The sequence below is a fragment of the Methylobacterium sp. J-077 genome, assembly GCF_022829365.1.
Lineage (GTDB): Bacteria > Pseudomonadota > Alphaproteobacteria > Rhizobiales > Beijerinckiaceae > Methylobacterium.
This window is the reverse complement of the sequence record NZ_JAKSYJ010000119.1, coordinates 65,905-88,318: the sequence shown is the minus strand read 5'-3', so window position 1 is coordinate 88,318 and position 22,414 is coordinate 65,905. Positions and strand designations below refer to the sequence as shown.

Genomic DNA, 22,414 nt, shown 5'->3' with positions numbered 1-22,414 from the left:
TATTGTAGCGGAAGCGTCACCGACGGGGCGGCCCTAGATCAGGGCTGCAATCCGAGCGGTGGCGCATGCAGGGTCCCTCGGGGCCCTTTTTTATTGCCCGCTGCCCGGTGACGCATCACGACCAACGAGATCCACGCGTTCGAGAGACCGACGGCGACAGTACTTTCGAGCGAGGCGGAGGCCGCCTCGCGTGACGAAGGTGCAGGACGATAGGAACCGGTCCGTCCGGCGGCACACGACCGCCGCCGACGATCCGGGGAGCGGAGGAGGAGAGCATGGGCGGCGAGGTCATGACCGGGGCCGAAATGGTCATCCGGGCATTCCAGGATCAGGGCGTGGACACGCTGTTCGGCTATCCGGGCGGTGCCGTACTTCCGATCTACGACGCCCTGTTCCACCAGAATGCGGTGAAGCACATCCTCGTGCGCCACGAGCAGGGCGCGGTCCACGCGGCCGAGGGCTATGCGCGCTCGTCCGGCAAGGTCGGCTGCGTCCTGGTCACCTCCGGGCCGGGTGCCACCAACATCGTCACTGGCCTCACCGACGCGCTGCTCGACTCGATCCCGCTGGTCTGCATCACCGGGCAGGTGCCGACGCATCTGATCGGCACCGACGCCTTCCAGGAATGCGACACGGTCGGCATCACGCGCCACTGCACGAAGCACAATTACCTGGTCAAATCGATCGAGGACCTGCCGCGGATCCTGCACGAGGCGTTCTACGTCGCGGCCAACGGCCGGCCCGGCCCGGTCGTGGTCGACCTGCCCAAGGACATCCAGTTCGCCTCCGGCCTCTACGAGCGCCCGGAGATCGCGAGCCACAAGACCTACCGCCCTGCGGTGAAGGGCGACGGCGACCGGATCCGCGCCGCGGTCGAGCTGATGGCGACCGCCCGCCGGCCGGTCTTCTACACCGGCGGCGGCGTGATCAATTCCGGCCCGGAGGCCTCGCGACTCCTGCGCGAGCTGGTCGCCGAGACCGGCTTCCCGGTCACCTCGACCCTGATGGGGCTCGGCGCCTATCCGGGCACGGATGCGAAGTTCCTGGGCATGCTCGGCATGCACGGGACCTACGAGGCCAACCTGGCGATGCACGAGTGCGACGTCATGATCTGCGTCGGCGCCCGGTTCGACGACCGGATCACCGGCCGGCTCGACGCGTTCTCGCCGTTCTCCAAGAAGATCCACATCGACGTCGACGCCTCCTCGATCAATAAGGTGGTCAAGGTCGATGTCGGGATCGTGGGCGATTGCGCCTCGGTGCTGGCCGACATGCTGGAGGCGTGGCGCGCCCTGCCGTCGCGGCCCGAGAAGTCCAACCTCGACCCGTGGTTCCAGAAGATCGGCGCCTGGAAGGCCCGCGACTGCCTCGCCTACTGGCCGTCGGGGACGATCATCAAGCCGCAATACGCCGTGCAGCGCCTCTACGAGGCCTGCAAGGACCGCGAGACCTACATCACCACGGAGGTCGGCCAGCACCAGATGTGGGCGGCGCAGTACTTCAAGTACGACGAGCCGAACCGCTGGATGACGTCGGGCGGCCTCGGCACGATGGGCTACGGCCTGCCGGCGGCGATCGGCACGCAGCTCGCCCACCCCAAGGGGCTGGTGATCGACATCGCCGGCGAGGCCTCGATCCTGATGAACATGCAGGAGCTCTCGACGGCGGTTCAGTACCGGCTGCCGGTCAAGGTGTTCATCCTGAACAACGAGTACATGGGCATGGTCCGGCAGTGGCAAGAGCTGCTGCACGGCTCGCGCTACTCGCAGAGCTATTCCGAGAGCCTGCCGGACTTCGTGAAGCTCGCGGAGGCCTACGGCGCCAAGGGCATGCGCTGCGAGAAGCCGGGCGACCTCGACGGCGCCATCGCGGAGATGCTCGCCTATGATGGGCCGGTTCTGTTCGACTGCATCGTCGACAAGACCGAGAACTGCTTCCCGATGATCCCCTCGGGCAAGGCGCATAACGAGATGCTCCTGTCCGATTACCTCGGCGAGACCGGCGTCGAGCTCGGCGACGTGATCTCCGAGGAAGGCAAGATGCTGGTGTAGGTTGCTGGGTGGCGGCCCTTCGGGGCCGCTGCCCGCCGCATGGGCGGCGGCGCGCAGTCGCGCTTGCCTCGCGCAAGGCGCGCTCGGATTGCCGCCACGAGCAGGACTGGACGAGGACGAAGCCGGCGATGAACGCGATGAACACCCACTATCCCGATGCCGTCCGCGTCGAGCCGGTGAACCGGCACACGCTCGCCGTGATCGTGGACAACGAGCCCGGCGTGCTCGCCCGCATCTCCGGGATGTTCTCCGGCCGGGGCTACAACATCGAGAGCCTGACCGTCTCCGAGACCGAGGAGGCGCGCCACATCTCGCGCATCACCATCGTGACCACCGGTACGAACGCCGTGATCGAGCAGATCAAGGCGCAGCTCGACCGGCTGGTGCCGGTCCACCGGGTCGTGGACCTGACGCTCCAGGGCAACGCGCTCGAGCGCGAGATCTGCCTGGTGAAGGTCAAGGGCGAGGGCGAGCACCGCAGCGAGGCCCTGCGACTCGCCGCCGCCTTCGGCGCCAAGACGCTGGACGCCACCCTCAATTCCTTCGTGTTCGAGCTGACCGGCGCCACCGAGGAGATCGACCGGTTCGTGCGCCTGATGAGCGTGATCGGGCTGGTGGAGATCTGCCGCACCGGCATCAGCGCCATGGGGCGCGGATCGGAGCCGCTGTAGGAAGTGGCCGATTGAGCTATAATGTCCGGAGAGTGGGAGAAGCTCTCATGGAAGCCAAGCTCACGCGCGCTGGCGATGAATTCGTGATCCGGATCCCTGCGGGCGAAGGCGATCGCCACGGTCTGGCGGACGGCCAGACCGTCGAAATCCTGCCGCGGCGGCGAAAAGAGACGCTGCAGGACATGATCGCCGAGATGGATCGGCTCGGGCCGGCCTACCGTCCCCCCATCGTGGATTGGGGACCGGACGTCGGCGCTGAGATCATCCATGACGACTGGACGTGACGTCCGCGACCTCCCGGAAGCTGGGGATCTCGTCTGGGTCGATCTCCGGCCGACCCTAGGGCGTGAACAATCCGGCGTTCGACCCGCGCTCGTTCTGACGAGCCGCGATTTCCATGCGCGGAGCGCAACCGCCATCGTCTGCCCCGTGACGCGCAACATCGACCCCTGGCCGACGAAAGTCATCCTCCCGCAGGGGCTCGCGATCTCCGGTGCGATCCTGACCGACCAGATCCGGAACGTCGATCGCGCGGCACGCGGCTTTCGCCGCATCGACGGTGTTCCGGTCGAAACCCTCGATGCCGTCCTCCAGAAGCTCGCGAACCTCCTCGGGTTCAACCCGCCTTCCTGAAACAAGGATACGGATCCTTTGGCACGCACCCTCTACTACGCCCCCGGCGCCTGCTCGCTCGCCGCCCACATCATCCTGGAGGAATCCGGGCTGCCGTTCGAGGGCGTCAGGCTCAACCTCGCGGCGGGGGACCAGCGCGCTCCGGAATATCTCGCGATCAACGAGCGCGGCCGGGTGCCGGCCCTGGTCGAGGACGGCTGGGTCCTGACCGAATGCGCCGCGATCCTGCGCCACGTCGCCCGCACCGTGCCCGAGAAGGGCTTCTGGCCAACCGACCTGCGCGAGCAGGCCAGGGCCGACGAGTGGCTCGGCTGGCTGGCCGCCAACCACCACGTCGCCTACGCGCATGTGCGCCGGCCCGAGCGCTACACGGCGGACGAGGACGCCTTCCCCGGCATCCGCGACAAGGCCGCCGACACCTACGGCGATCTCTGCACCATGACCGAGGTGCATCTCTCGAACGGCGGCTGGGCGGTCGGGGACCGGTACGGCGTGGTCGATGCCTACCTGATGGTGTTCTGGGTCTGGGCCTCGGGCGCGTCGCTGCGCTTCGACATGGCCGAGCGCTTCCCGGCCTGGCACGCCCATGCCCGCCGGGTCGCCGAGCGGCCGGCGGTGCAGGCGGTGTTCGCCCGCGAGGGGCTGACGCTGCCGGCCTGAGCGGATCGCGACGGGCCCTTGCGGCGCCCGGCGAATCGCTCTATCGAGCGTACCGTACGGTACGGTACTGGAAACGATGCGGTCGAGCCTCGCAGCACGGCAGGAGACGACGGAGGCGGGCGCCGCTGCGCCGGAGCCGCCATCCATGCGCCAGCAGGCGGTGCTCGATGCCGTCCTCGCCCTCATGGTCGAGGGGGGCGAGCAGCTGACCATGGACGCCGTGGCCCGCCGGGCGAGCTGCTCCAAGGAGACGCTGTACAAGTGGTATGGCGACCGCGACGGCCTGCTCACCGCGACGGTGCAGTGGCAGGCCTCCCGGGTTCATGCCGGCCGCGAAACGGTACAGGCCCTCGACGGGACCACCCTGCGGGAGCATCTGCAGGACTTCGCGGTCTCGTGGCTGACGGTGATCACCAGCCGCACCTCGGTGGCGCTGAACCGGATCGCCGTGGCCCATGCCGGCTCGCGCAAGAGCAATCTCGGCGGCATCGTGCTCGCGAACGGCCGGTTCGCCATCGGCGAGCGGGTCAAGCCGGTGCTGGAGGCAGGGCGCGCGGCCGGGCTGCTCGCCTTCGCCGACAGCGAGGCGGCCTTCCGGACCTTCTTCGGCCTTGTCGGCCGGGATATTCAGATCCGACTCCTGCTCGGCGAGGCGCTCGACCTCGATGCGGACGAGATCCGGCGCGATGCGGGCCGCGCCGTAGACCAGTTCCTGGCCCTGTACGGCCAGGCGAACGCCTAACCCAACCCGAAACCAACACCTGAAGAGGAGACTGACATGCGGGTTTATTACGATCGCGACGCCGACCTGAACCTGATCAAGGGCAAGAAGGTCGCCATCGTCGGCTACGGCAGCCAGGGCCATGCCCACGCGCTCAACCTGCGCGATTCCGGCGTGAAGGACATCGTCATCGCGCTCCGCGAGGGCTCCGCCACCGCCAAGAAGGCCGAGCACGAGGGCTTCAAGGTCCTGTCGGTGGCCGAGGCCGCCAAGTGGGCCGACGTGGTGATGATGCTCACCCCGGACGAGTTGCAGGGCGACATCTACCGGGAGTCGCTGGAGACGAACATGAAGGAGGGCGCCGCCCTCCTGTTCGCCCACGGCCTCAACGTCCACTTCAACCTGATCGAGCCGCGCAAGGATCTCGACGTCCTGATGGTCGCCCCGAAGGGCCCCGGCCACACCGTGCGCTCCGAGTACCTGCGCGGCGGCGGCGTGCCGACCCTGATCGCCATCGCCCAGGACGCCTCAGGCAACGCCCACGATCTCGGCCTGTCCTACGCCTCGGCCAATGGCGGCGGCCGCGCCGGCATCATCGAGACGACCTTCAAGGAAGAGTGCGAGACCGACCTGTTCGGCGAGCAGGCCGTGCTCTGCGGCGGCCTGGTCGAGCTGATCAAGGCCGGCTTCGAGACCCTGGTCGAGGCGGGCTACGCCCCCGAGATGGCCTATTTCGAGTGCCTGCACGAGGTGAAGCTGATCGTCGACCTCATCTACGAGGGCGGCATCGCCAACATGAACTACTCGATCTCCAATACGGCCGAGTACGGCGAGTACGTCACCGGCCCGCGCATCGTCACCCCCGAGACCAAGGCCGAGATGAAGCGCGTGCTCAACGACATCCAGTCGGGCACCTTCACCCGCAACTGGATGCTGGAGAACAAGGTCAACCAGACCTCGTTCAAGGCGACCCGCGCCAAGCTCGCCACCCACCCGATCGAGGAAGTCGGCACCAAGCTCCGCGCCATGATGCCGTGGATCTCCGAGAAGGCGCTGGTCGACAAGACCCGCAACTGATTCTTTCGATCTTGCGGCTGAGCTTTGCTCGGCCGTGTGGTGGGGAAGGGGCCGGTCACGCGAAAGCGAGGCCGGCCTTTTCTATTGCCGGTTGCCGACCTCGGGCATTCCCGGCGATACAGGCCGCAGCGGTCCCGCCTGCACGAGGACCGGCAAGTGGAGAGGACACGCATGGCATCGCTCTATTCCGACGCGCACCGGGCGCTGCAGACGGAGTTCGGCACCACCAAGCTCGCGGTGCGCCTCGACGAGGACTGGGTCCACGAGCGCATCCAGCCGGAGGAGGGCGCCTTCATCGGCTCCCGCGACATGTTCTTCCTGTCGACCGTCGACCCGGACGGCATGCCGACGGTCTCCTACAAGGGCGGCCCCACCGGCTTCGTGAAGGTGCTCGACGAGAACACCCTGGTGTTCCCGGGCTTCGACGGCAACGGCATGTTCTACTCGATGGGCAATATCGCGGGTCAGGCCAAGGTCGGCCTGCTGTTCATCGACTTCGAGACACCGCACCGGATCCGGGTGCAGGGCCACGCGACGCTGCTGCGCGACGACGCCCTCATGGCGGAATACACCGAGGCCAAGTACCTGGTGAAGGTCGCTGTGAAGAAGATCTGGGTCAACTGCCCGCGCTACATCCACAAGTACCAGAAGCTCGAGCAAAACAAGTACGTCCCGACCCCCGGCCGCGAGACCCCGCTCGCCTCCTGGAAGCGCCTCGACCTCGCCGGCGACGTGATCAGCGACGCCGACAAGGCCCGGGTCGCCCGCGAAGGCAAGCTGGAAGTGGCCGAATACGAGGCCTTGGTCGCCCGCGGCGAGGCCTGAGCCGCGCCCGCCTACGGGGCCTTGGCCATGATGAACACCCGCGGAAAGGCGAGCAGGCGCCGTCCGTCGCTGCGGCGCGGGTAGCCGGTGTCGATCGCGGCCTCGTAGGCGGCCAGGAACCCGGCCGTCTGGTCGGGGTTCAGCGGATCCAGGAATGGGCGCAGCCCAGTGGCGGTGACCCAGGCCACGATGGCGGCGGCATCCTGCATCGGGTGATGATAGGCGGTGCGCCAGACATCGACCGCGGCGGCCAGCGGCGCCAGCAGGTCGTAATAGCCGCCCGGATCCAGCATCCGCCCGAGACGCCCGGCCACAGCCGGATCGCCGATCGCTCCGGCCCAGGGGCCGGACGCGGCGACCTCTCGCATCAGGCGGTGCGAGGGTTCGGCGAGGTTGTCGGGCATCTGCACGGCGAGCACGCCGCCCGACGCGAGCAGTCCGAACAGCCGCGGCAGCAGAGTCGCGTGGTCGGGCAGCCATTGCAGGACCGCGTTGGCGTAGATCAGGTCCGGCGCCCGTTCCGGAACCCAGGTCGCGGCGTCGGCCTGTGCGAAAGCGAGACCGGGCAGGCGGGCTCGCGCGCTCTCCAGCATGGCCGGGGAGGTGTCGAGGCCGATCACCGCCGCGTCGGGGTACCGCGCCGCGATCAGCGCGGTGGAGTTGCCGGGGCCGCAGCCGAGATCGTAGACCAATCGTGGCGCGTCGAGGCTAACGCGGGCGAGCAGTTCGGCGGCCGGGCGCGTCCGCTCGTCCTCGAAGCGGGTGTAGAGGGTGGGGTTCCAGTCGGCCATGGCACCCTCCTAGAGATAGCTCTCAGCAGCCGAGCTGGTCGGCCAGATCGGCCAGATCCCGTGCCGCGTAGGTGACCGGCACCGTCGGCCCGGTCTCGCCGCCGGCCGGTCCGTGCTCGTGCGGCCGGGCGATGTGGGCGGTGGACAGGCCGTGGCTCGCCGCAGCCGCGAGGTCGTTCGAGTGGGCGGCGACCATCAGGGTTTCTTCCGCAGTGAAGCCGAAGGCCGCCACCGCGTCGTGGTAGAGCGCGGGCTTCGGCTTGTAGTCGCGGGAATAGCCGGCACCCAGGATCGCGTCGAAGATGAAGCCGTTGCGCCGGGCGAGGTCCGCCATCAGCCGGACAGGGCCGTTGGAGTTGGGCGCGAGGAGATGCCGCGCCCGCAGCCGGCGCATCGCCTCCGGAACCTCCGGCCAGGCGTCGAGCCGGTGCCAAGCCTGGACCAGCTCCCGCCGCACGTCCTCCGGCACGCCTGCGATGCCGAACTGCGCCAGCACGTCGGGCAGCGATTCCGCCTGAAGCGTGTCGAGATCGACGTAGGGCCGTGCGCCGGAGCGGACGGTCTCCATCGAGGGGTTGTAGCGGCCGCGCCAGGTATCAGCGAAAGACTCTGCGTCCGCGAAGGCGCCGGCATCCGGCGCCGGCGCGTAGGGGGCGAGCAGGCGCGCGGCCTCGCGGGCCACCCCGGAGCGCCAATCGACGAGCGTCCCGAAGACGTCGAAGACGAGAGCCCGGATCGTCACCGCACCGCCTGCAGGTTCGGGCTGCGGCGCACGAAGCCGACGATGTCCTTGACCGCGTCCAGCGTCTGGGCCGCGATCGTCTCGGCCCGCACGGCGCCGTCGGCCAGCACGGCGTCGATATGGCCGGGATCGGCGGTCAGCCGGCGCATCTCCCCGGCGATCGGCGCGAGGTTCGTCACGGCGAGGTCCGCCAGCGCCGGCTTGAAGGTTGAGAACTGCGCCCCGCCGAAATCGCGCAGCACCGCCTCGCGGGTGATGCCGGCGAGCGCCGCGTAGATCCCGACGAGGTTATCCGCCTCCGGCCGCTCCTTGAGCCCCGCGAGCTCGGAGGGCAGCGGCTCCGAGTCGGTCTTCGCCCGCCGGATCTTCTGGGCGATGGTGTCGGCCTCGTCGGTGAGGTTGATGCGGGCGTTGTCGGAGGGATCCGACTTCGACATTTTTTTGGACCCGTCCCGAAGCGACATGACCCGGGCCGCCGGGCCGCCGATCAGCGGCTCGGTCAGCGGGAAGAACGCCTCGCCGTGGCCGTGCGCCGCGATCGAGCCCGAGAAGTCGGTGTTGAACTTCTGGGCGATGTCCCGGGTGAGTTCGAGGTGCTGCTTCTGGTCCTCGCCCACGGGGACGTGGGTGGCCCGGTAGGCCAGGATGTCGGCCGCCATCAGCACCGGGTAATCGTAGAGCCCGATCGAGGCGTTCTCCCGGTCCTTGCCGGCCTTCTCCTTGAACTGGGTCATGCGGTTCAGCCAGCCCAGCCGCGCGACGCAGTTGAACACCCAGGCGAGCTCGGCGTGCTGGGACACCTGGCTCTGGTTGAACACGATCGCACGCTTGGGATCGATGCCGGCGGCCAGGAACGCGGCCGTGACCTCGCGGATCTGGCCGCGCAGGGCCTCCGGGTCCTGCCAGACGGTGATCGCGTGCAGGTCGACCACGCAGTACAGACACTGCGCGTCGCGCTCCTGCATCTCCACGAAGCGCTTCACCGCCCCGAGGTAATTGCCCAGATGCAGGTTGCCGGTGGGCTGGACGCCCGAGAAGACCAATTCGGTGAACGCGGCCATCGGCGCCGATCCTGAGCAGTACATAGCCGGGGCTGCGTGCCTGCCGGGCGCGGGGTTACTCGCACCCGTGGCCGGGACCGGTCAAGGATGCCCTTACGGCTCCCGCGCACCCGCGGCCGCGCTCGGGCAGAGATCGACCAGGACACAGCGGCCGCAGGCGGGGCGGCGATGATGGCAGACCTGCTGGCCGTGCAGCATCAGGATCTCGTGATTGTCGTAGAGGTCCTGCGCGCTCCAATCGGCCGGCAGCTGCGCCCGCAGGATCGCGTGCGAGGGCCCGACATCGATCCGGGCTCCGATCAGGCCGAGGCGCTGGGCGACCCGGTGGTGGTGGCTGTCCACCGGCAGGGCCGGCATCCGCAGGGTCGAGAAGGAGAGCACCGCCGCGCTGGTCTTGGGGCCGATCCCGGGAATCGCCTCCAGCCACGCCCGGGCCGCCGCGACGTCCATGGCGCCCAGGAAGGCCAGGTCGAGGCTGCCGCAGCGCTCGCGCACGGCGAGGAGCACCTCGCGGATGCGCGGCGCCTTCAGCTCCGGCCAGGTCACGCCGGCGATCGCCGCCTGGATCTCCGGCACCGCCGCATCGATCACCGCCTCCCAATCCGGGAAGCGGGCGCGCAGGGCCTTGAAGGCCCGGCCGGACTCGGCGTTGCGGGTCCGGTGCGAGAGCAGCGACGAGACCAGCTCGCTCAGCGGATCGAGGCTGTGGAAGTACGGGATCGGGCAGGCATAGACCGGGGAGAGCCGGGCGTGGACGGCCAGCGCCTTGTCGTTGATCGCCGGATCGGCCGGTGACGGGGCGGCCCGGCGGCGCGACGGCGGTGCGGACGTGGTCGGGAACAGGGAGGTCGGCATGCAAGGCGAATCCGCGAGCCGCCGCCGCTGTTCCGGGCGGCCGAAGACAGCGGCGATCTGTCCATCCCTGCGGAGCGGAGCTTGCTCCGGCGGTGGTTACTTCACCAGGGCAAAAATGTTCACGTCGAGATTGTCGTCGGTGCCGTCCTTGAGGTCGGTGGCGTACTCTTCGACGAAGCGGTCCTGCACGACGATGTCCTTGGCGTCGAGATAGGCCGTCAGGGTCTCGTAGGTGCCGTCGATCGACTCGTAGGATCCCTTGTGGGCGAACCGCAGCGCCTTGCCCGACGGGGTCGTGCCGAAGCGCAGGCCATCGGCTTCCGCGGGCGCCGGGTTCGGGGCGGCGGCCACCGGGATCATCGCCTCGAACTCGAAGCCGTCATCGTCGGTGCGGGTGAACACCGCCAGCGGCCGGCCCGCGGGCGCGATGCCGAGCTTGCCGAGATCCGCCTCGATCCGGGCGAAGGCCTGCGTCAGGTTGACGATTGCCTCCTCCCACTTGGTCTTGCCCGTGATGATCGCGGCGGGCTTGGCCGGCAGCGTCACCTCGTCGACGTCGCCGGGCTCGCCGGGCTTCTCGATGAGCGTCGGGCGCCCGGGCGTGCCGACGGCGGCCTGGCCGGCGGGGGGCGGGGTGATCGCCTGCTCGGGCGCCGGGGCCGCGCTCCGGGTCGGGTCGGCCACCGGGTTGGGGGCCGTGGTGGTCGGCAGCGGGCTGGTCTGGGCCGGAGCCGGCGCGGTGGAGGGGGGCGGTGCCGGCTGCTGCTGCGCGGCCAGGGGACCACCTGCGGCGAGCACCAGGGCGGTGGAGAGGGCGACGAGGGAACGAAGGCGGATCACGGGTGGCGCTCCGGTCGGGTCCCGGCGGATCGTCGCGTGGGCTCCCACCGGCTAACCTAATGGCGATCCGGCCGGGCCGCGAGGGCACCGCTGACGAGAGGCGCGGGTGCGGCGCATCTGCCACGCCGCCGGCCCCCCTCGCGTCCGGCGGGCGGGTTTGCCATATAGCTTGCCGATCCCCTCAACCCCTCTGGCTGCATGAGCGCACTCGCCCATAGACGCTTCCTGAAGATGCACGGCGCCGGCAACGCGATCGTGGTGCTGGACCTGCGCGGCTCGGCGGCCAGGGTGCGGCCGGAGGAGGCCCGGGCGATCGCGCAGGATCCCGGCTCGCGCTTCGATCAGCTCATGGTGCTGCACGATCCCGTGAGCCCCGGCACCGACGCGTTCATGCGGATCTACAACACCGACGGCTCGGAAGCCGGAGCCTGCGGCAACGGCACCCGCTGCGTCGCCTACGCGATGCTCGACGACCCGGCCATGGCCCGGCCCGCCGAAGGCGGCCGCCTGGTCCTGGAGACGAGCGCCGGGCGGGTCGGCGTGCGCCGGATCTCGGAGCGCGCCTTCACGGTCGATATGGGCCGGCCAAGACTCGCCTGGGACGAGATCCCCCTGTCCGAGCCGTTCCCCGACACGCGGCGGATCGAACTGCAGATCGGCCCGATCGACGAACCGATCCTGCACTCGCCGGGGGCCGTGAACATGGGCAACCCGCACGCGGTGTTCTTCGTGGACCGGGATCCCGCTTCCTACGATCTCGCCCGGATCGGGCCGATGCTGGAGAACCATCCGCTGTTCCCGGAGCGGGCCAACATCTCGATCGCGCAGGTGACCGACCGTGAGGCGATCACCCTGCGGGTCTGGGAGCGCGGCGCCGGGCTGACGCTCGCCTGCGGCACCGCCGCCTGCGCCACCGTGGTGGCGGCCTCGCGCCTGCGGATGATCGGCCGCCAGGCCAACGTCCGGCTGCCCGGGGGCGAGCTGTTCGTGGAATGGCGTGCCGACGACCATGTCCTGATGACCGGCCCGGTCGCGCTCGTCGCCGAAGGCACGCTGGCGCCGGAGCTGTTCGCCGGCGCCGCCTGATGGCCGTCGAGACCCTCACCTTCGGGTGCCGCCTCAACACGGTCGAGTCGGAGGCCCTGCGCGTCCACGCGGCGGCGGACGGGCGCGACCGGGTGGTGGTGAATACCTGCGCGGTGACCCAGGAAGCCGGCCGCCAGGCCCGCAAGGCGATCCGCCGGATCGCCCGGGAGCGGCCCGGCACCGAGATCGTGGTCACCGGCTGCGGCGCCGAGGTCGAGACCGAGGCCTACGCGGCCATGCCCGAGGTGGCGCGCCTCGTCGGCAACGCCGAGAAGCTGAGCGCCGCGGGCTGGTCACCCGCCGGCACCGGCCCGGGGGCCGTGATGGAGGCCCGCACCGTCGCGCCGACGCGGATCGATTCCGTCGCGGGCCACACGCGGGCGTTCGTGCCGGTGCAGAACGGCTGCGACCATCGCTGCACCTTCTGCATCATCCCGTTCGGCCGCGGCACCTCGCGCTCGGTGCCGGTCGCCGATGTCATCGCGCAGGTCGAGACGATCGTGGCCCATGGCGGCCGCGAGGTGGTGCTCACGGGCGTCGACCTCACGGCCTATGGCCGCGACCTGCCCGAGCCGCCGCTCGCCCTCGGGGGCCTGGTGCGGGCGATCCTGCGGGGCGTGCCGGATCTCGCGCGCCTGCGCATCTCCTCGATCGACTCGGTGGAGGCGGACGACGCGCTGCTGGCGGCTCTGGCCGAGGAAGAGCGGCTGATGCCGCATCTGCACCTGTCCCTCCAGGCCGGCGACGACCTGATCCTCAAGCGGATGAAGCGCCGTCACAGCCGCGCCGACGCGATCCGCTTCTGCGAGACGGTCCGAGCCTTGCGCCCGGACGTGGTGTTCGGCGCCGACCTGATCGCCGGCTTCCCCACCGAGACCGAGGACCAGTTCTCCCGCTCCCTCGACCTCGTGGCCGAATGCGGGCTGACGCATCTGCACGTGTTCCCGTACTCCTCCCGCCCCGGAACCCCTGCCGCGCGTATGCCCCCGGTGGCACAAGATTCGATCCGCGACCGCGCCGTCCGCCTGCGCGCGGCCGGCGCCGACGCCCTGCACCGGCACCTCGACGCGCAGGTCGGACGCAGGCTGACGGTCCTGGCGGAGCGGGGCGGTACCGGCCGAAGCGCGGATTTCACCCCCGTGCGGCTGGCCGGGGAGCCCGAGGCGGGGACGTTTCACGCTGTTGGAATCGCGGGGCATGACGGAACGCGGCTGATCGCTGCGTGAGATTCCTCCCGCGGCGGCATTCCCACCCGCACCGTCATTGCGAGCGCAGCGAAGCAACCTAGGGATCCGCAACGTACTGAAGGCGCACGCTGCCCTGGGTTGCTTCGCTGCGCTCGCAATGACAGCGTCGCTCCCTAAACGCCCATCCCCGCAACAGCGTCCGCGATATGCGACGGCGGCGGCGCCTCGACGGTGATCGCCTCTCGCTTCGGGTAGAGCGGGATCGTCAGCGTCCGCGCGTGCAGATGAAGATGCCCGCCCCGCGGCCCGCTGCCGTAGATCGAGTCTCCCAAAATCGGCCAGCCGGAGGCGGCGCAGTGGACCCGGAGCTGGTGGGTGCGGCCGGTGACCGGCTTCAGCTCCAGCCAGGTCCGGCCGCCGGCCCGGCCGAGCACCCGCCAATGGGTCAGGGCCGGGTCGCCCGCCGGGTCGGCCTTCATCCACCAGGAGCGCGGATCATCGGAGCGGCGGGCCAGCGGCAGGTCGATCCGGCCGGATTCCGCGTCGGGGCCGCCCTCGACCACCGCCCAGTAGGTCTTGTCCACGGCGCTGCCGGAGAACAGCTTGCCGAGCCGGGCCAGGGCCTTGGCGTGGCGCCCCAGCGCCAGGCAGCCGGAGGTGTCGCGGTCGAGCCGGTGCGCGGCCTCGGGGCGGCGCGGCAGGCCGAACCGCAGGCCGTCGAGATGGTCGGTCAGGGTCTCGCCGCCGCGCGGGCCGGGATGGACCGGCAGGCCGGGCGGCTTGTCGATGACGAGCAGCAGGGCATCGCGGTAGAGGAGGCGGGCACCTATGTCGAAGGTGAGTGACATCCGGTTGGGCTAGTGGCTCAAGGCTGGGTGGGCAAGGTGGGGCGAGGACGCGATTTCATGGCGAGCGAGGACAAGCCCGGCTGGTTCGGGCGCCTGTTCGGGCGCAAGGGCACGGGCGACGGGACGGCGGACGAGACGGAGCTGCCCGCCGAGGCGCCGGCTTCGCCCTCCGAGGGCCAGCCGGACTACGCCACCGGGGCGGAGGACGTCGCCCATATCCCGCTGCCGCCCCAGGAATCCGAGCCCCCGGTCGCCGACGTGGTCGAGGGCGCGGACCTCCAGCCGATCGCGGGCGAACCCGAGCACCCGCCCGCCGGCACGGCCGGGGACGACCCCGCGCACGGTGCCGACCCGGTCGAAACCGGCGACGTGAACCGGGAGCCGGTAATCGCGCCGATGCCCGACATCCAGCCGGTCGATTCCGCCGCCGCGCTCGCCCACGATGCCGGCGCCGGTCCCGGTCGGGAGCCGGAGGCCAAGGGCTGGTGGACCCGGCTCACCTCCGGGATGAAGCGGACCTCGTCGGCCCTGTCCGACCGGGTGACCGGCCTGTTCACCAAGCGCAAGCTCGACGCCACCACCCTGGAGGATCTGGAGGACGCCCTGATCCAGGCCGATTTCGGCCTGGAGACCGCGACGCGGGTCTCCGACGCCGTCGGCAAGGGCCGCTACGAGAAGGGGATCTCGCCCGACGAGGTCCGGGCGATCCTGGCCACCGAGGTCGAGCGGGCGCTGGAGCCCGTGGCGCTGCCCCTCGTGATCGACGCGACGAAGAAGCCGTTCGTGATCCTCACGGTCGGGGTCAACGGCGCCGGCAAGACGACGACCTTGGGCAAGCTCGCCTCGAAGCTGCGCGCGGAGGGCCGCACCGTGATGCTGGCGGCCGGCGACACGTTCCGGGCGGCGGCGGTGGAGCAGCTCAAGGTCTGGGGCGCGCGCACCGGCACCCCGGTGGTGAGCGGCGGCGAGGGGGCGGACGCGGCCGGGCTCGCCTTCGACGCCCTGAAGCAGGCGGGGGCCGCCGGGACGGACGTGCTGCTGATCGACACTGCCGGCCGGCTCCAGAACAAGGCCGGGCTGATGGCCGAGCTGGAGAAGATCGTGCGCGTGCTGCGCAAGCAGGACCCAGAGGCGCCGCACGCGACGCTCCTCGTCCTCGACGCGACGGTCGGCCAGAACGCGATCTCGCAGGTGGAGCTGTTCTCCCAGGCCGCACCGGTCTCCGGTCTCGTGATGACCAAGCTCGACGGCACCGCCCGGGGCGGCATCCTGGTGGCGCTGGCGGCCAAGTTCGGCCTGCCGGTGCATTTCATCGGCGTCGGCGAGGGGGTGGAGGATCTGGAGCCGTTCGCGGCCCGGGATTTCGCCCGGGCGATCGCGGGGCTGGAAAAAGATTAGGCAGCGATACGAAGCACGTCGGTCCGGGCGAAGTCCTCGCCCTTGAACAGCAGCGGCGCGTTCAGCGTCCGGGCCAGCGCGTAGGCGAAGCAATCGCCGAAATTCAGACCGGCCGGGTGCCGGCCCTTGCCGTACCGAGCGAACGCGTCGGCGGCGACCTGCGCAAGAGCGTGGTCTACGGGGACGACGGAGATCGTTTCGTGGAGGAGCCAATCATCGAGGGCTGCACGACCTGTCGTTTTCTTGCTGCTCACCATGGCGCATTCGAGATAGGTCGCGGCCGCCATGACGCGCTTCGAATAGAGCCGAATCGCCTGACTATGAAACGTCGCGTCCGCCTCTCCGAGCAGGATCGCTATGAAGATCGACGTGTCGATGACCGCCGTAGCGCTCATACTGGCAGACCGTTCTCGTCGTAGGCGAGGATTTGCTCGATCGGCCGCGGATCGATTTCTGCCGCGGCTTTCCAGCGCTCGTGCAGCAACCGCCCCGACGCGATCGCGGCGGCGCGGTCGCGCTCCCGATCCGCGTCCACCCGCGCCCGCTCCCGCCGGAGCAGCTCCAGCAGCAGGTCCGGCGCGGCGCGGTGGGTGGTCGCCGTGAGGTCGGCGAGCAGCGCCTCGACCTCGGCGTTGTCGATCGTGATGGACATCGTCAGCCCCGCGCTCCACACAGCCCCGAAACCGCCAACTTGGCCTCCAGCCTAGCGCGAGTGCCGCATCCGAGCCAACTGACACGCATGCAGATCGAATCCGTTCCTCCCCGCCGCCACCTGCCGCCGCTCGTGAAGCTGGCGCTGGAACTCGGGCCGCTCGTCATCTTCTTCCTGGGCAACGCCTATTCGGAAAAGTTCGGCGTCGCGCCCGAGCAGAAGCTGTTCGTGGCGACGGGCGTGTTCATCGCGGCGACCGTGGTGGCGCTGGCGGTTCACTTCGTGCTGGTGCGGCGCCTGCCGATCATGCCGCTCGTCTCCGGCGTGGTCGTGGTGGTGTTCGGCGGGCTGACGCTGGCGCTGCAGGACAAGACCTTCATCATGGTCAAGCCGACCATCGTGAATGCGCTGTTCGGCACCGTGCTGCTCGGCGGCCTCGTCTTCGGGCGCTCGCTGCTGTCTGTTGTGCTCGATTCGATGTTCAGCCTCACCGAGGAGGGCTGGCGCAAGCTCACCTTCCGCTGGGGTCTTTTCTTCTTCGTTCTGGCGGCCCTGAACGAGGTGGTGTGGCGGACCCAGACCGAGGATTTCTGGGTCAACTTCAAGGTATTCGGCATCATGCCGCTCACCGTGCTGTTCGCCCTGGCGCAGACGCCGCTGCTGACCCGCTACGAGCGCAAGGAGACGCAGCCCGGCGCGTGAGGGATTGGATCGCGCATCATCGTGTTCCGAAAGCCGGCGGCCAGCTTTCGGGACGATGCTTCAGCGCGCGTCGGCCACTTTGCCCGCGGCCCGGATCCGCGCCAGCACGCTGGCAAAATTGTCCGGCGTGAGGATGCCGACGAGCTTGTCGCGGATCACGCCGTCCGGCCCGATCACGAAGGTCTCGGGCACGCCGTAGACGCCAAAATCGATCGCCGCGCGGCCGTCGGCGTCGGCTCCGACGGCGCTGAACGGCACCCCGTGCCGGGCCAGGAAGCGCTGGCCGGCCGCCGGGTTCGGCTCCTTGTAGTCGATGCCGACCAGCCGGATGCCGGGCTCCCGGGCGAGCCGCATCAGCATCGGGTGCTCGACCTGGCAGGGCGCGCACCACGAGGCGAACACGTTGATCACCGTGATCTGGCCCTTCAGGTCGGCGCTGGACAGGCCCGGCACCGGGGCGTCCCCGGCCGTGAGCCCCGGCACCGCCGGCAGGCTGAAGCTCGGCACCGGCTTGCCGATCATCGCCGATGGCAGGGCGGCCGGGTCGGCGCCCGAGCGCAGGCGCAGGAACAGCACGGCGGCCAGGGCCGCAAACGCCAGCACCGGGACGATCAGCAGCAGCGAGCGGCGGACCGGGGGCGGCCGGTCCAGGGTCTCGTCGCCGCTCACCGCCGATCCTCCCCGAAACCCTTGAGCGCGCGCAGCTGCGCCCGCCGATCGCGGATGGCGTTGCCGATCAGGCCGGCCATGACCAGGGCCGTGAACGCGTAGGCGGCGATGATGAAGCCGCCGTGAGACCCGAGATCCATCGAAAAAATCCTAGACCGGTTGCCCGACCGGCATCCCGGCGGGCTTCGGGGTGAGGCGCGGCTGGGTCCGGTCCAGGCGCTCGGCCTCGCGGATCGTCAGCGTCCGCACCCGGCGGCGCATGATCTCGGTGCGCATGGCGTAGAGGTGGAGCGTGGTCCCGCCCAGCGTCGCGGCGGCGATCATGATCAGCAGCGGGTAGAGCATCGACGGGTCGATGGTCGAGCCGCCCATGCGCAGGATCGAGGCCGGCTGGTGCAGGGTCGACCACCAGTTCACCGAGAACTTGATGATCGGCAGGTTCACCGCGCCGACCAGCGTCAGGATCGCCACGGCCCGGGCGGCGCGGTTCGGCTCCTCGAGGGTGCGCCACAGGGCGATGATGCCGCAATAGATCAGCAGCAGGATCAGCATCGAGGTCAGGCGCGCGTCCCAGACCCAGTAGGTCCCCCACATCGGCTTGCCCCAGAGCGAGCCGGTGACCAGGCAGATCAGCGTGAACGCCGCCCCGATCGGCGCGGCGGCGCGCTGGGCGACGTCCGCCAGGGGATGGCGCCAGACCAGGGTGCCGATCGCCGACAGGCTCATGGCGCCGTAGAAGAACACCCCGAGCCAGGCCGCCGGGACGTGGATGTACATGATCCGCACCGTCTCGCCCTGCTGGTAGTCGGGCGGCACGACGAAGAACGTCAGGTAGAGTCCCAGGCCGACTAGGCCCACCGACAGGGCGGCGAGCCATGGCACCAGGGCGCCGGACCAGCGCATGAAGTGGCTCGGGTTCGACAGGCGGGTCCAGAGGGAAGGCGTCATCGCGGCTCGGTCTCGGACAGCGTCGAGGCGGTCCGGTCTCGGTCGCGTCGTCGCGTCCGTAAATCCGGCCCCCACCTTTTCCGGACGAGCTTTAACGCAGGGTGCGGTGCAGCAACAATGCGTCCCTTCCCCGCCGATACTGCATCGGCGTGCACAGCATCCGCCGGCGGAAGGCGGTGCGGAACGCGGTCTCGGATTCGTAGCCGACTGAATACGCGATCTCGGCGACGCGCGCGTCGGAGCGCCGCAGCAGGTCGGCGGCGCGCTGCATCCGCCAGCCCGCGAGATACTCGAGGGGTGGCCGGCCGACCACCGCGCGGAATTTCTCCGCGAAGGTCGTGCGCGACATGCCGGCGCGGGCGGCCAGCTCCGCCAGCGTCCAGCGCCGCGCCGGCTCGGCGTGCAGGGCGCCGAGCGCCCGGGCCAGCCGCGGATCGGCCAGCGCCCCGAGCCAGCCGGCCGGGCGCTCGGAGGCGAGCCAGAGCCGCAGCACCTGCAGCAGCATGATCTGCGCGAGATGGTCGGCCATCAGGGCGCTGCCGGGCGTGCCCTGGCGCAGCTCGACGGCCAGCTGCTCCAGCGCCCAGCGCAGGATCGCGGCCTGGTTCGAGGCGTCCCGGATCGGCACGATCGCCGGCAGCGCGTCGAACAGCAGCCCGGCCGCATCGCCCGCGAACAGGAAGCGCCCGCCGATCAGGAAGAAGGCGCCGCCGCCGTTGCAGATCGCGACGTTGTCCGCCGCGCGGTCGTAGATCGTGGCGGACTCGGTCGCCGGGTGCCTCAGGTCGGTGGCAAGGCGGAACGGCCGCCCCCGGGTCAGCAGGAAGCAGTCGCCGGCCGCGATCCGGACCGGCTCGGCCGCGCCCTCGACCGCCACCCAGCAGGCGCCCCGCACCACTGCGTTGAACTTGATCCCGTCATGGGCGGGGAAGCGGATCGCCCACTCGCCTCCTGCATCGAGCCCGGCGCTGAGCACGCTCCTGGGCCTCAGCAGCGACAGCACATCGGAGAGCGGATCCATGGCGACAGCCGGACGCCCGCACAGGAATCGCGGACGCTGCAGCATGGAGCGTCCGGCACGCCGGGTCGATCATCGTGACGACACGGCGGCGCGTCTTCGCCGCCCCGGAGCAAGACCATGATCGATCACCAGACACCGCTCGGATCGGGCTTCGGCGCCCGCAGCACCACCTCCGAGGTCCTGGCCGGGCGCGAGCTGACCGGAAGATTCGCGATCGTCACCGGCGGCCATTCGGGCCTCGGCCTGGAAACCACCCGAGCGCTCGCGAAAGCGGGCGCCGAAATCCTCGTCGCCGCCCGCAACTCGGACGCCGCCTGGATGGCGACCCGCGACATCCCCGGGGTCACGGTCGACGCTATCGACCTCTCGGACCTCACCAGTGTCCGGCGCTTCGCCCAGCGCGTCCTGGCCGCCGGTAGGCATATCGACTGGTTGATCAACAATGCTGGCCTCATGGCCTGCCCAGAGAGCCGGGTCGGGCCGGGCTGGGAGGTGCAGTTCGCCACCAACCATCTCGGCCATTTCGCCCTGACCAACCGCCTCCTGCCGCTGCTCGACGGGGGCGCCCGGGTGATCGCCGTATCCTCGGCCGGGCATCACCTGTCACCGATCCGCTGGGACGATCTCCATTTCGCGTCCGGTTACGACAAGTGGCGCGCCTACGGCCAGTCAAAAACCGCCAACGCCCTGTTCGCGGTCCATCTCGACCGGCTCGGCCGGGACCGGGGCATCTGCGCCTTCTCGCTGCATCCGGGAAAGATCTTCACACCGCTTCAGCGCCACCTGACGCAGGCCGAGATGATCGCGGAGGGCTGGCTCGACGCGCACGGCGCGGCCGCGGACCCGACCTTCAAGAGCCCGGCCCAGGGCGCGGCCACCCAGGTCTGGGCGGCGACGTCGCCGCGGCTCGACGGACTCGGCGGCCTCTATTGCGAGGATTGCGATGCCGCCGTGCGCGCGGAGGCGGCGGCCCAGCCGTTCGTCGGCGTCAAGGAATACGCGGTGGATCCCGGGGAGGCCGAGCGGTTGTGGGCGTTGTCGATCGAGCTGACCGGGACCGGGTTTTCTGGGCGGGACGGTCGTCCCGCCGCGTGATCAGGCGCCGCATGGCGCGGTCCGGGACACGCCGAGGCCGGGCATCGCCCGCTGCGCTCCGGTGTGAATCAATCGACTTGGCCCTGACGCCGTCCGAGCGGGGTGGGATTGCGACTGTCGGCTTTGTGTGCACCAGCGTGACAAGTCAGACCCGAGACCCGGCCCGAACGGCCCAAGGACGCACGGCGGTTTCAAGCGGGTCCGAAGTTTGCCGCAGCGAAGTCGAGGAATGACCGGAGCTTGGGCGTGATGCGGCGATCTGGTGCATAGAGGATGTGGAGCGGGCGTTCCGAACGCCATTCCGGAAGGATGCGCACCAACCGGCCCGCCACAACGTCGTCGGCCAGCAACTCCTCGACGTGAAGGATGATGCCCAGCCCGGCCAGGGCCGCCTGCCGCAGGGCTTCGCCGCTGTTGGCCGAGAATCGCGAGACGATCGGCACGACCGCTTCACCGCCGCCGCTGCAGAAGGTCCAACGCTCTTCGAGGGCCGAACCGGCAAAGCCGAGGCAGGCGTGCCGCACGAGATCCCCGGGATGTTCCGGCCGGGTATGGCGCAAAGTAGGTTGGCGATGCGCAAGCGATCAGTCGCAGCGGATTCAGGCCCCGGGCGATCAGGGCGCTGTCGTGCAGCGATCCCGCGCGAAACACGCAGTCGTAACCCTCATCGACCAAGTCAACGATACGGTCGCTGAGCGTGAGGCGCACGGTCACCTCCGGGTTGTCAGCCATATAGGCGGGAAGCAGCGGTGCGAGGCTATGCGCGCCGAAGGCATAGGGCGCGTTGACGCGCAGCTCGCCTCTCGGCCGTGCCCGGCTCTCTGCCGCCAACGCCTCCGCCGCCTCCAGTTCCGCCAGCACGATCCGTGTCCGTTCAAGGAAGTTCCGACCGGCATCGGTCAGGCTCTGCCGCCGGGTCGTCCGGTTGAGAAGCTGCACGCCCAGGTACTCTTCCAGCTGCCGGATATGCTTGCCAACCATTGCGGCTGAGATGCCGGCGGCATGGGCCGCCGCCGCGAACGAGCCTGCGTCCGCAACCGCGGCGAAGACCTCCATGCTGGCTAGGCGATCCATAATTCCTGACTGATGGTTTCGAGTGTCGCAATCAGACGTCGATTTATCACGGAAACGAGGAGGCCCATACATCCACCGACGCCGACGCGGTCGGCGACGGATGAGGAGAGCAGCCATGACCATCGCCGTCATCGGAACCGGCAACATGGGCAGCGGCTTCGCCAAGCTGCTTGCCGGCGCGAGCGAAAAGGTTGTCATCGGTGCCCGCGACGCGGCGAAGGCGTCGCAGCTCGCGCAGGAGATCGGTGGAGGGACCGAAGGCGGCGGGATCGCCGCAGCGGGCCGCCTCGCCGACGTGATCCTCGTGGCTGTCTGGTATCAGCACTTCGCGGAGACGATCCGCGCGGCGGGCGACCTGTCGGGCAAGGTCATCATCGACATCTCGAATCCCGTCACCGAGGACTTCAAGGGCCTTCGGCTCGGTCACACCACGTCGGCCGCCGAGGCGCTGCAAAAGCTTGCGCCGCAGGCCAAGGTGGTGAAGGCGTTCAACACGATCTTCGCGCAGCTCCTCCCGACCGAGGCCCGCACCGGTGTGCCGGTGCAGGTGTTCGTGGCCGCTGACGACGAGCCTGCGAAAGCGGTCGTGTCCAGCCTCGCGACCAGGACCGGCTTCCAAGCCGTCGATAGCGGTCCGCTCTCGAATGCCCGGTTCCTGGAGCCGGTCGGCGCGCTCAACATCCACTTCGGGTTCTTCCTGGGCCAGGGCACCGGCGTCGCGCCGGCTTGGGTCAAGGCCGCCTAGCGCGCTCGCCGCCGAAGTGGAAACCGATTCGGCGGCGAGCGAGCGCGTTACATCAAGGACTT

The 22,414-nt window shown here is 69.8% G+C and carries 28 protein-coding genes; 14 read left to right on the top strand and 14 right to left on the bottom strand.

Going from position 1 to position 22,414, the window contains the following annotated elements; translation table 11 throughout:
* Positions 1-275 precede the first annotated feature (275 nt).
* The 8 genes from MKL11_RS13390 to MKL11_RS13355 all read left to right on the top strand — a co-directional run bounded on the left by MKL11_RS13390 (position 276) and on the right by MKL11_RS13355 (position 6,638).
* Complete coding sequence (locus MKL11_RS13390; RefSeq protein ID WP_243944206.1) at positions 276-2,051, top strand: acetolactate synthase 3 large subunit; 1,776 nt, start codon at positions 276-278, stop codon at positions 2,049-2,051.
* A 128-nt stretch (positions 2,052-2,179) separates the two neighbouring features.
* The gene (gene ilvN, locus MKL11_RS13385; RefSeq protein WP_243944205.1) at positions 2,180-2,722 is read left to right on the top strand and encodes an acetolactate synthase small subunit; all 543 of its coding nucleotides are present in this window, start codon (positions 2,180-2,182) and stop codon (positions 2,720-2,722) included.
* Between the two features lie 47 nt (positions 2,723-2,769).
* On the top strand, positions 2,770-3,006 hold the full coding sequence (locus MKL11_RS13380) for a MazF family transcriptional regulator (protein WP_243944204.1): 237 nt from the start codon (positions 2,770-2,772) through the stop codon (positions 3,004-3,006).
* Complete coding sequence (locus tag MKL11_RS13375) at positions 2,990-3,355, top strand: type II toxin-antitoxin system PemK/MazF family toxin (RefSeq protein WP_243944203.1); 366 nt, start codon at positions 2,990-2,992, stop codon at positions 3,353-3,355. The genes MKL11_RS13380 and MKL11_RS13375 overlap by 17 nt, the downstream gene beginning before the upstream one ends.
* A gap of 18 nt (positions 3,356-3,373) precedes the next feature.
* On the top strand, positions 3,374-4,015 hold the full coding sequence (locus MKL11_RS13370; RefSeq protein WP_243944202.1) for a glutathione S-transferase family protein: 642 nt from the start codon (positions 3,374-3,376) through the stop codon (positions 4,013-4,015).
* Between the two features lie 76 nt (positions 4,016-4,091).
* On the top strand, positions 4,092-4,757 hold the full coding sequence (locus MKL11_RS13365; protein ID WP_409565856.1) for a TetR/AcrR family transcriptional regulator: 666 nt from the start codon (positions 4,092-4,094) through the stop codon (positions 4,755-4,757).
* A gap of 36 nt (positions 4,758-4,793) precedes the next feature.
* Complete coding sequence (ilvC, locus tag MKL11_RS13360; protein WP_092043443.1) at positions 4,794-5,813, top strand: ketol-acid reductoisomerase; 1,020 nt, start codon at positions 4,794-4,796, stop codon at positions 5,811-5,813.
* 171 nt (positions 5,814-5,984) lie between these two features.
* Positions 5,985-6,638 carry a pyridoxamine 5'-phosphate oxidase family protein gene (locus tag MKL11_RS13355; RefSeq protein WP_243944199.1) on the top strand — a complete coding sequence of 218 codons (654 nt, stop codon included), beginning with the start codon at positions 5,985-5,987 and terminating at the stop codon, positions 6,636-6,638.
* An 11-nt stretch (positions 6,639-6,649) separates the two neighbouring features.
* Here the strand turns inward: MKL11_RS13355 and tam are convergent, their stop codons facing one another.
* The 5 genes from tam to MKL11_RS13330 form a co-directional block, all read right to left on the bottom strand.
* Positions 6,650-7,429, bottom strand: a complete 780-nt coding sequence (gene tam, locus MKL11_RS13350; protein ID WP_243944197.1) for a trans-aconitate 2-methyltransferase — start codon at positions 7,427-7,429, stop codon at positions 6,650-6,652.
* A gap of 22 nt (positions 7,430-7,451) precedes the next feature.
* Positions 7,452-8,171 (bottom strand): haloacid dehalogenase type II, encoded by a 720-nt coding sequence (locus MKL11_RS13345; protein ID WP_243944187.1) that lies wholly within the window; start codon positions 8,169-8,171, stop codon positions 7,452-7,454.
* Positions 8,168-9,232, bottom strand: a complete 1,065-nt coding sequence (gene trpS / locus MKL11_RS13340; protein WP_243944185.1) for a tryptophan--tRNA ligase — start codon at positions 9,230-9,232, stop codon at positions 8,168-8,170. Before trpS ends, MKL11_RS13345 begins: the two co-directional genes overlap by 4 nt.
* 93 nt (positions 9,233-9,325) lie before the next feature.
* Positions 9,326-10,087: an endonuclease III domain-containing protein gene (gene nth, locus MKL11_RS13335; RefSeq protein WP_243944183.1), complete on the bottom strand. Its 762-nt coding sequence runs from the start codon at positions 10,085-10,087 to the stop codon at positions 9,326-9,328.
* A 96-nt stretch (positions 10,088-10,183) separates the two neighbouring features.
* Positions 10,184-10,927 carry a GyrI-like domain-containing protein gene (locus tag MKL11_RS13330; protein ID WP_243944181.1) on the bottom strand — a complete coding sequence of 248 codons (744 nt, stop codon included), beginning with the start codon at positions 10,925-10,927 and terminating at the stop codon, positions 10,184-10,186.
* A 198-nt stretch (positions 10,928-11,125) separates the two neighbouring features.
* On the opposite strand from MKL11_RS13330, the gene dapF reads away from it, so the two are divergent.
* A complete protein-coding gene (dapF, locus tag MKL11_RS13325; protein ID WP_243944179.1) occupies positions 11,126-12,013 on the top strand; it encodes a diaminopimelate epimerase in 888 nt (295 codons plus the stop codon).
* Positions 12,013-13,239 carry a tRNA (N(6)-L-threonylcarbamoyladenosine(37)-C(2))-methylthiotransferase MtaB gene (mtaB, locus tag MKL11_RS13320; protein WP_243944177.1) on the top strand — a complete coding sequence of 409 codons (1,227 nt, stop codon included), beginning with the start codon at positions 12,013-12,015 and terminating at the stop codon, positions 13,237-13,239. Before dapF ends, mtaB begins: the two co-directional genes overlap by 1 nt.
* A 134-nt stretch (positions 13,240-13,373) precedes the next feature.
* Here mtaB and MKL11_RS13315 read toward each other — a convergent pair whose 3' ends face one another.
* The gene (locus MKL11_RS13315; protein ID WP_243944175.1) at positions 13,374-14,048 is read right to left on the bottom strand and encodes an RluA family pseudouridine synthase; all 675 of its coding nucleotides are present in this window, start codon (positions 14,046-14,048) and stop codon (positions 13,374-13,376) included.
* Positions 14,049-14,105: 57 nt separating this feature from the next.
* Here MKL11_RS13315 and ftsY point away from each other — a divergent pair, with 57 nt between their 5' ends.
* Positions 14,106-15,446, top strand: a complete 1,341-nt coding sequence (gene ftsY, locus MKL11_RS13310; RefSeq protein ID WP_243944172.1) for a signal recognition particle-docking protein FtsY — start codon at positions 14,106-14,108, stop codon at positions 15,444-15,446.
* Here the strand turns inward: ftsY and MKL11_RS13305 are convergent.
* Together MKL11_RS13305 and MKL11_RS13300 are read right to left on the bottom strand one after the other, a co-directional pair.
* Positions 15,443-15,841, bottom strand: coding sequence for a type II toxin-antitoxin system VapC family toxin (locus tag MKL11_RS13305; protein WP_243944170.1), 399 nt, complete (start codon positions 15,839-15,841; stop codon positions 15,443-15,445). The two genes, ftsY and MKL11_RS13305, sit on opposite strands and share 4 nt — an antisense overlap.
* Positions 15,838-16,098 (bottom strand): type II toxin-antitoxin system VapB family antitoxin, encoded by a 261-nt coding sequence (locus MKL11_RS13300; RefSeq protein WP_243944168.1) that lies wholly within the window; start codon positions 16,096-16,098, stop codon positions 15,838-15,840. The genes MKL11_RS13305 and MKL11_RS13300 overlap by 4 nt, the downstream gene beginning before the upstream one ends.
* Positions 16,099-16,185: 87 nt before the next feature.
* Here MKL11_RS13300 and MKL11_RS13295 point away from each other — a divergent pair, with 87 nt between their 5' ends.
* The gene (locus MKL11_RS13295) at positions 16,186-16,800 is read left to right on the top strand and encodes a septation protein A (protein ID WP_243944166.1); all 615 of its coding nucleotides are present in this window, start codon (positions 16,186-16,188) and stop codon (positions 16,798-16,800) included.
* Between the two features lie 60 nt (positions 16,801-16,860).
* On the opposite strand, the gene MKL11_RS13290 is transcribed toward MKL11_RS13295, so the two are convergent.
* The 4 genes from MKL11_RS13290 to MKL11_RS13275 form a co-directional block, all read right to left on the bottom strand.
* On the bottom strand, positions 16,861-17,469 hold the full coding sequence (locus tag MKL11_RS13290) for a DsbE family thiol:disulfide interchange protein (protein WP_243944164.1): 609 nt from the start codon (positions 17,467-17,469) through the stop codon (positions 16,861-16,863).
* A complete protein-coding gene (ccmD, locus tag MKL11_RS13285; RefSeq protein WP_243944162.1) occupies positions 17,466-17,609 on the bottom strand; it encodes a heme exporter protein CcmD in 144 nt (47 codons plus the stop codon). Before ccmD ends, MKL11_RS13290 begins: the two co-directional genes overlap by 4 nt.
* A 10-nt stretch (positions 17,610-17,619) precedes the next feature.
* Positions 17,620-18,417 carry a heme ABC transporter permease gene (locus MKL11_RS13280; protein WP_243944159.1) on the bottom strand — a complete coding sequence of 266 codons (798 nt, stop codon included), beginning with the start codon at positions 18,415-18,417 and terminating at the stop codon, positions 17,620-17,622.
* Between the two features lie 91 nt (positions 18,418-18,508).
* The gene (locus MKL11_RS13275) at positions 18,509-19,438 is read right to left on the bottom strand and encodes an AraC family transcriptional regulator (protein WP_243944705.1); all 930 of its coding nucleotides are present in this window, start codon (positions 19,436-19,438) and stop codon (positions 18,509-18,511) included.
* Positions 19,439-19,555: 117 nt separating this feature from the next.
* Between MKL11_RS13275 and MKL11_RS13270 the strand changes: the two genes are divergently transcribed.
* Entirely contained in the window at positions 19,556-20,533 is a 978-nt protein-coding gene (locus MKL11_RS13270) for an SDR family NAD(P)-dependent oxidoreductase (RefSeq protein ID WP_243944157.1), read from the top strand.
* A 191-nt stretch (positions 20,534-20,724) separates the two neighbouring features.
* Here MKL11_RS13270 and MKL11_RS33395 read toward each other — a convergent pair whose 3' ends face one another.
* A complete protein-coding gene (locus MKL11_RS33395; RefSeq protein WP_313900752.1) occupies positions 20,725-21,057 on the bottom strand; it encodes a LysR substrate-binding domain-containing protein in 333 nt (110 codons plus the stop codon).
* Positions 20,984-21,589 carry a LysR family transcriptional regulator gene (locus MKL11_RS33390; protein WP_313900751.1) on the bottom strand — a complete coding sequence of 202 codons (606 nt, stop codon included), beginning with the start codon at positions 21,587-21,589 and terminating at the stop codon, positions 20,984-20,986. Before MKL11_RS33390 ends, MKL11_RS33395 begins: the two co-directional genes overlap by 74 nt.
* A gap of 133 nt (positions 21,590-21,722) precedes the next feature.
* Here MKL11_RS33390 and MKL11_RS13260 point away from each other — a divergent pair, with 133 nt between their 5' ends.
* Positions 21,723-22,352, top strand: coding sequence for an NADPH-dependent F420 reductase (locus MKL11_RS13260; RefSeq protein ID WP_243944154.1), 630 nt, complete (start codon positions 21,723-21,725; stop codon positions 22,350-22,352).
* Positions 22,353-22,414 lie beyond the last annotated feature (62 nt).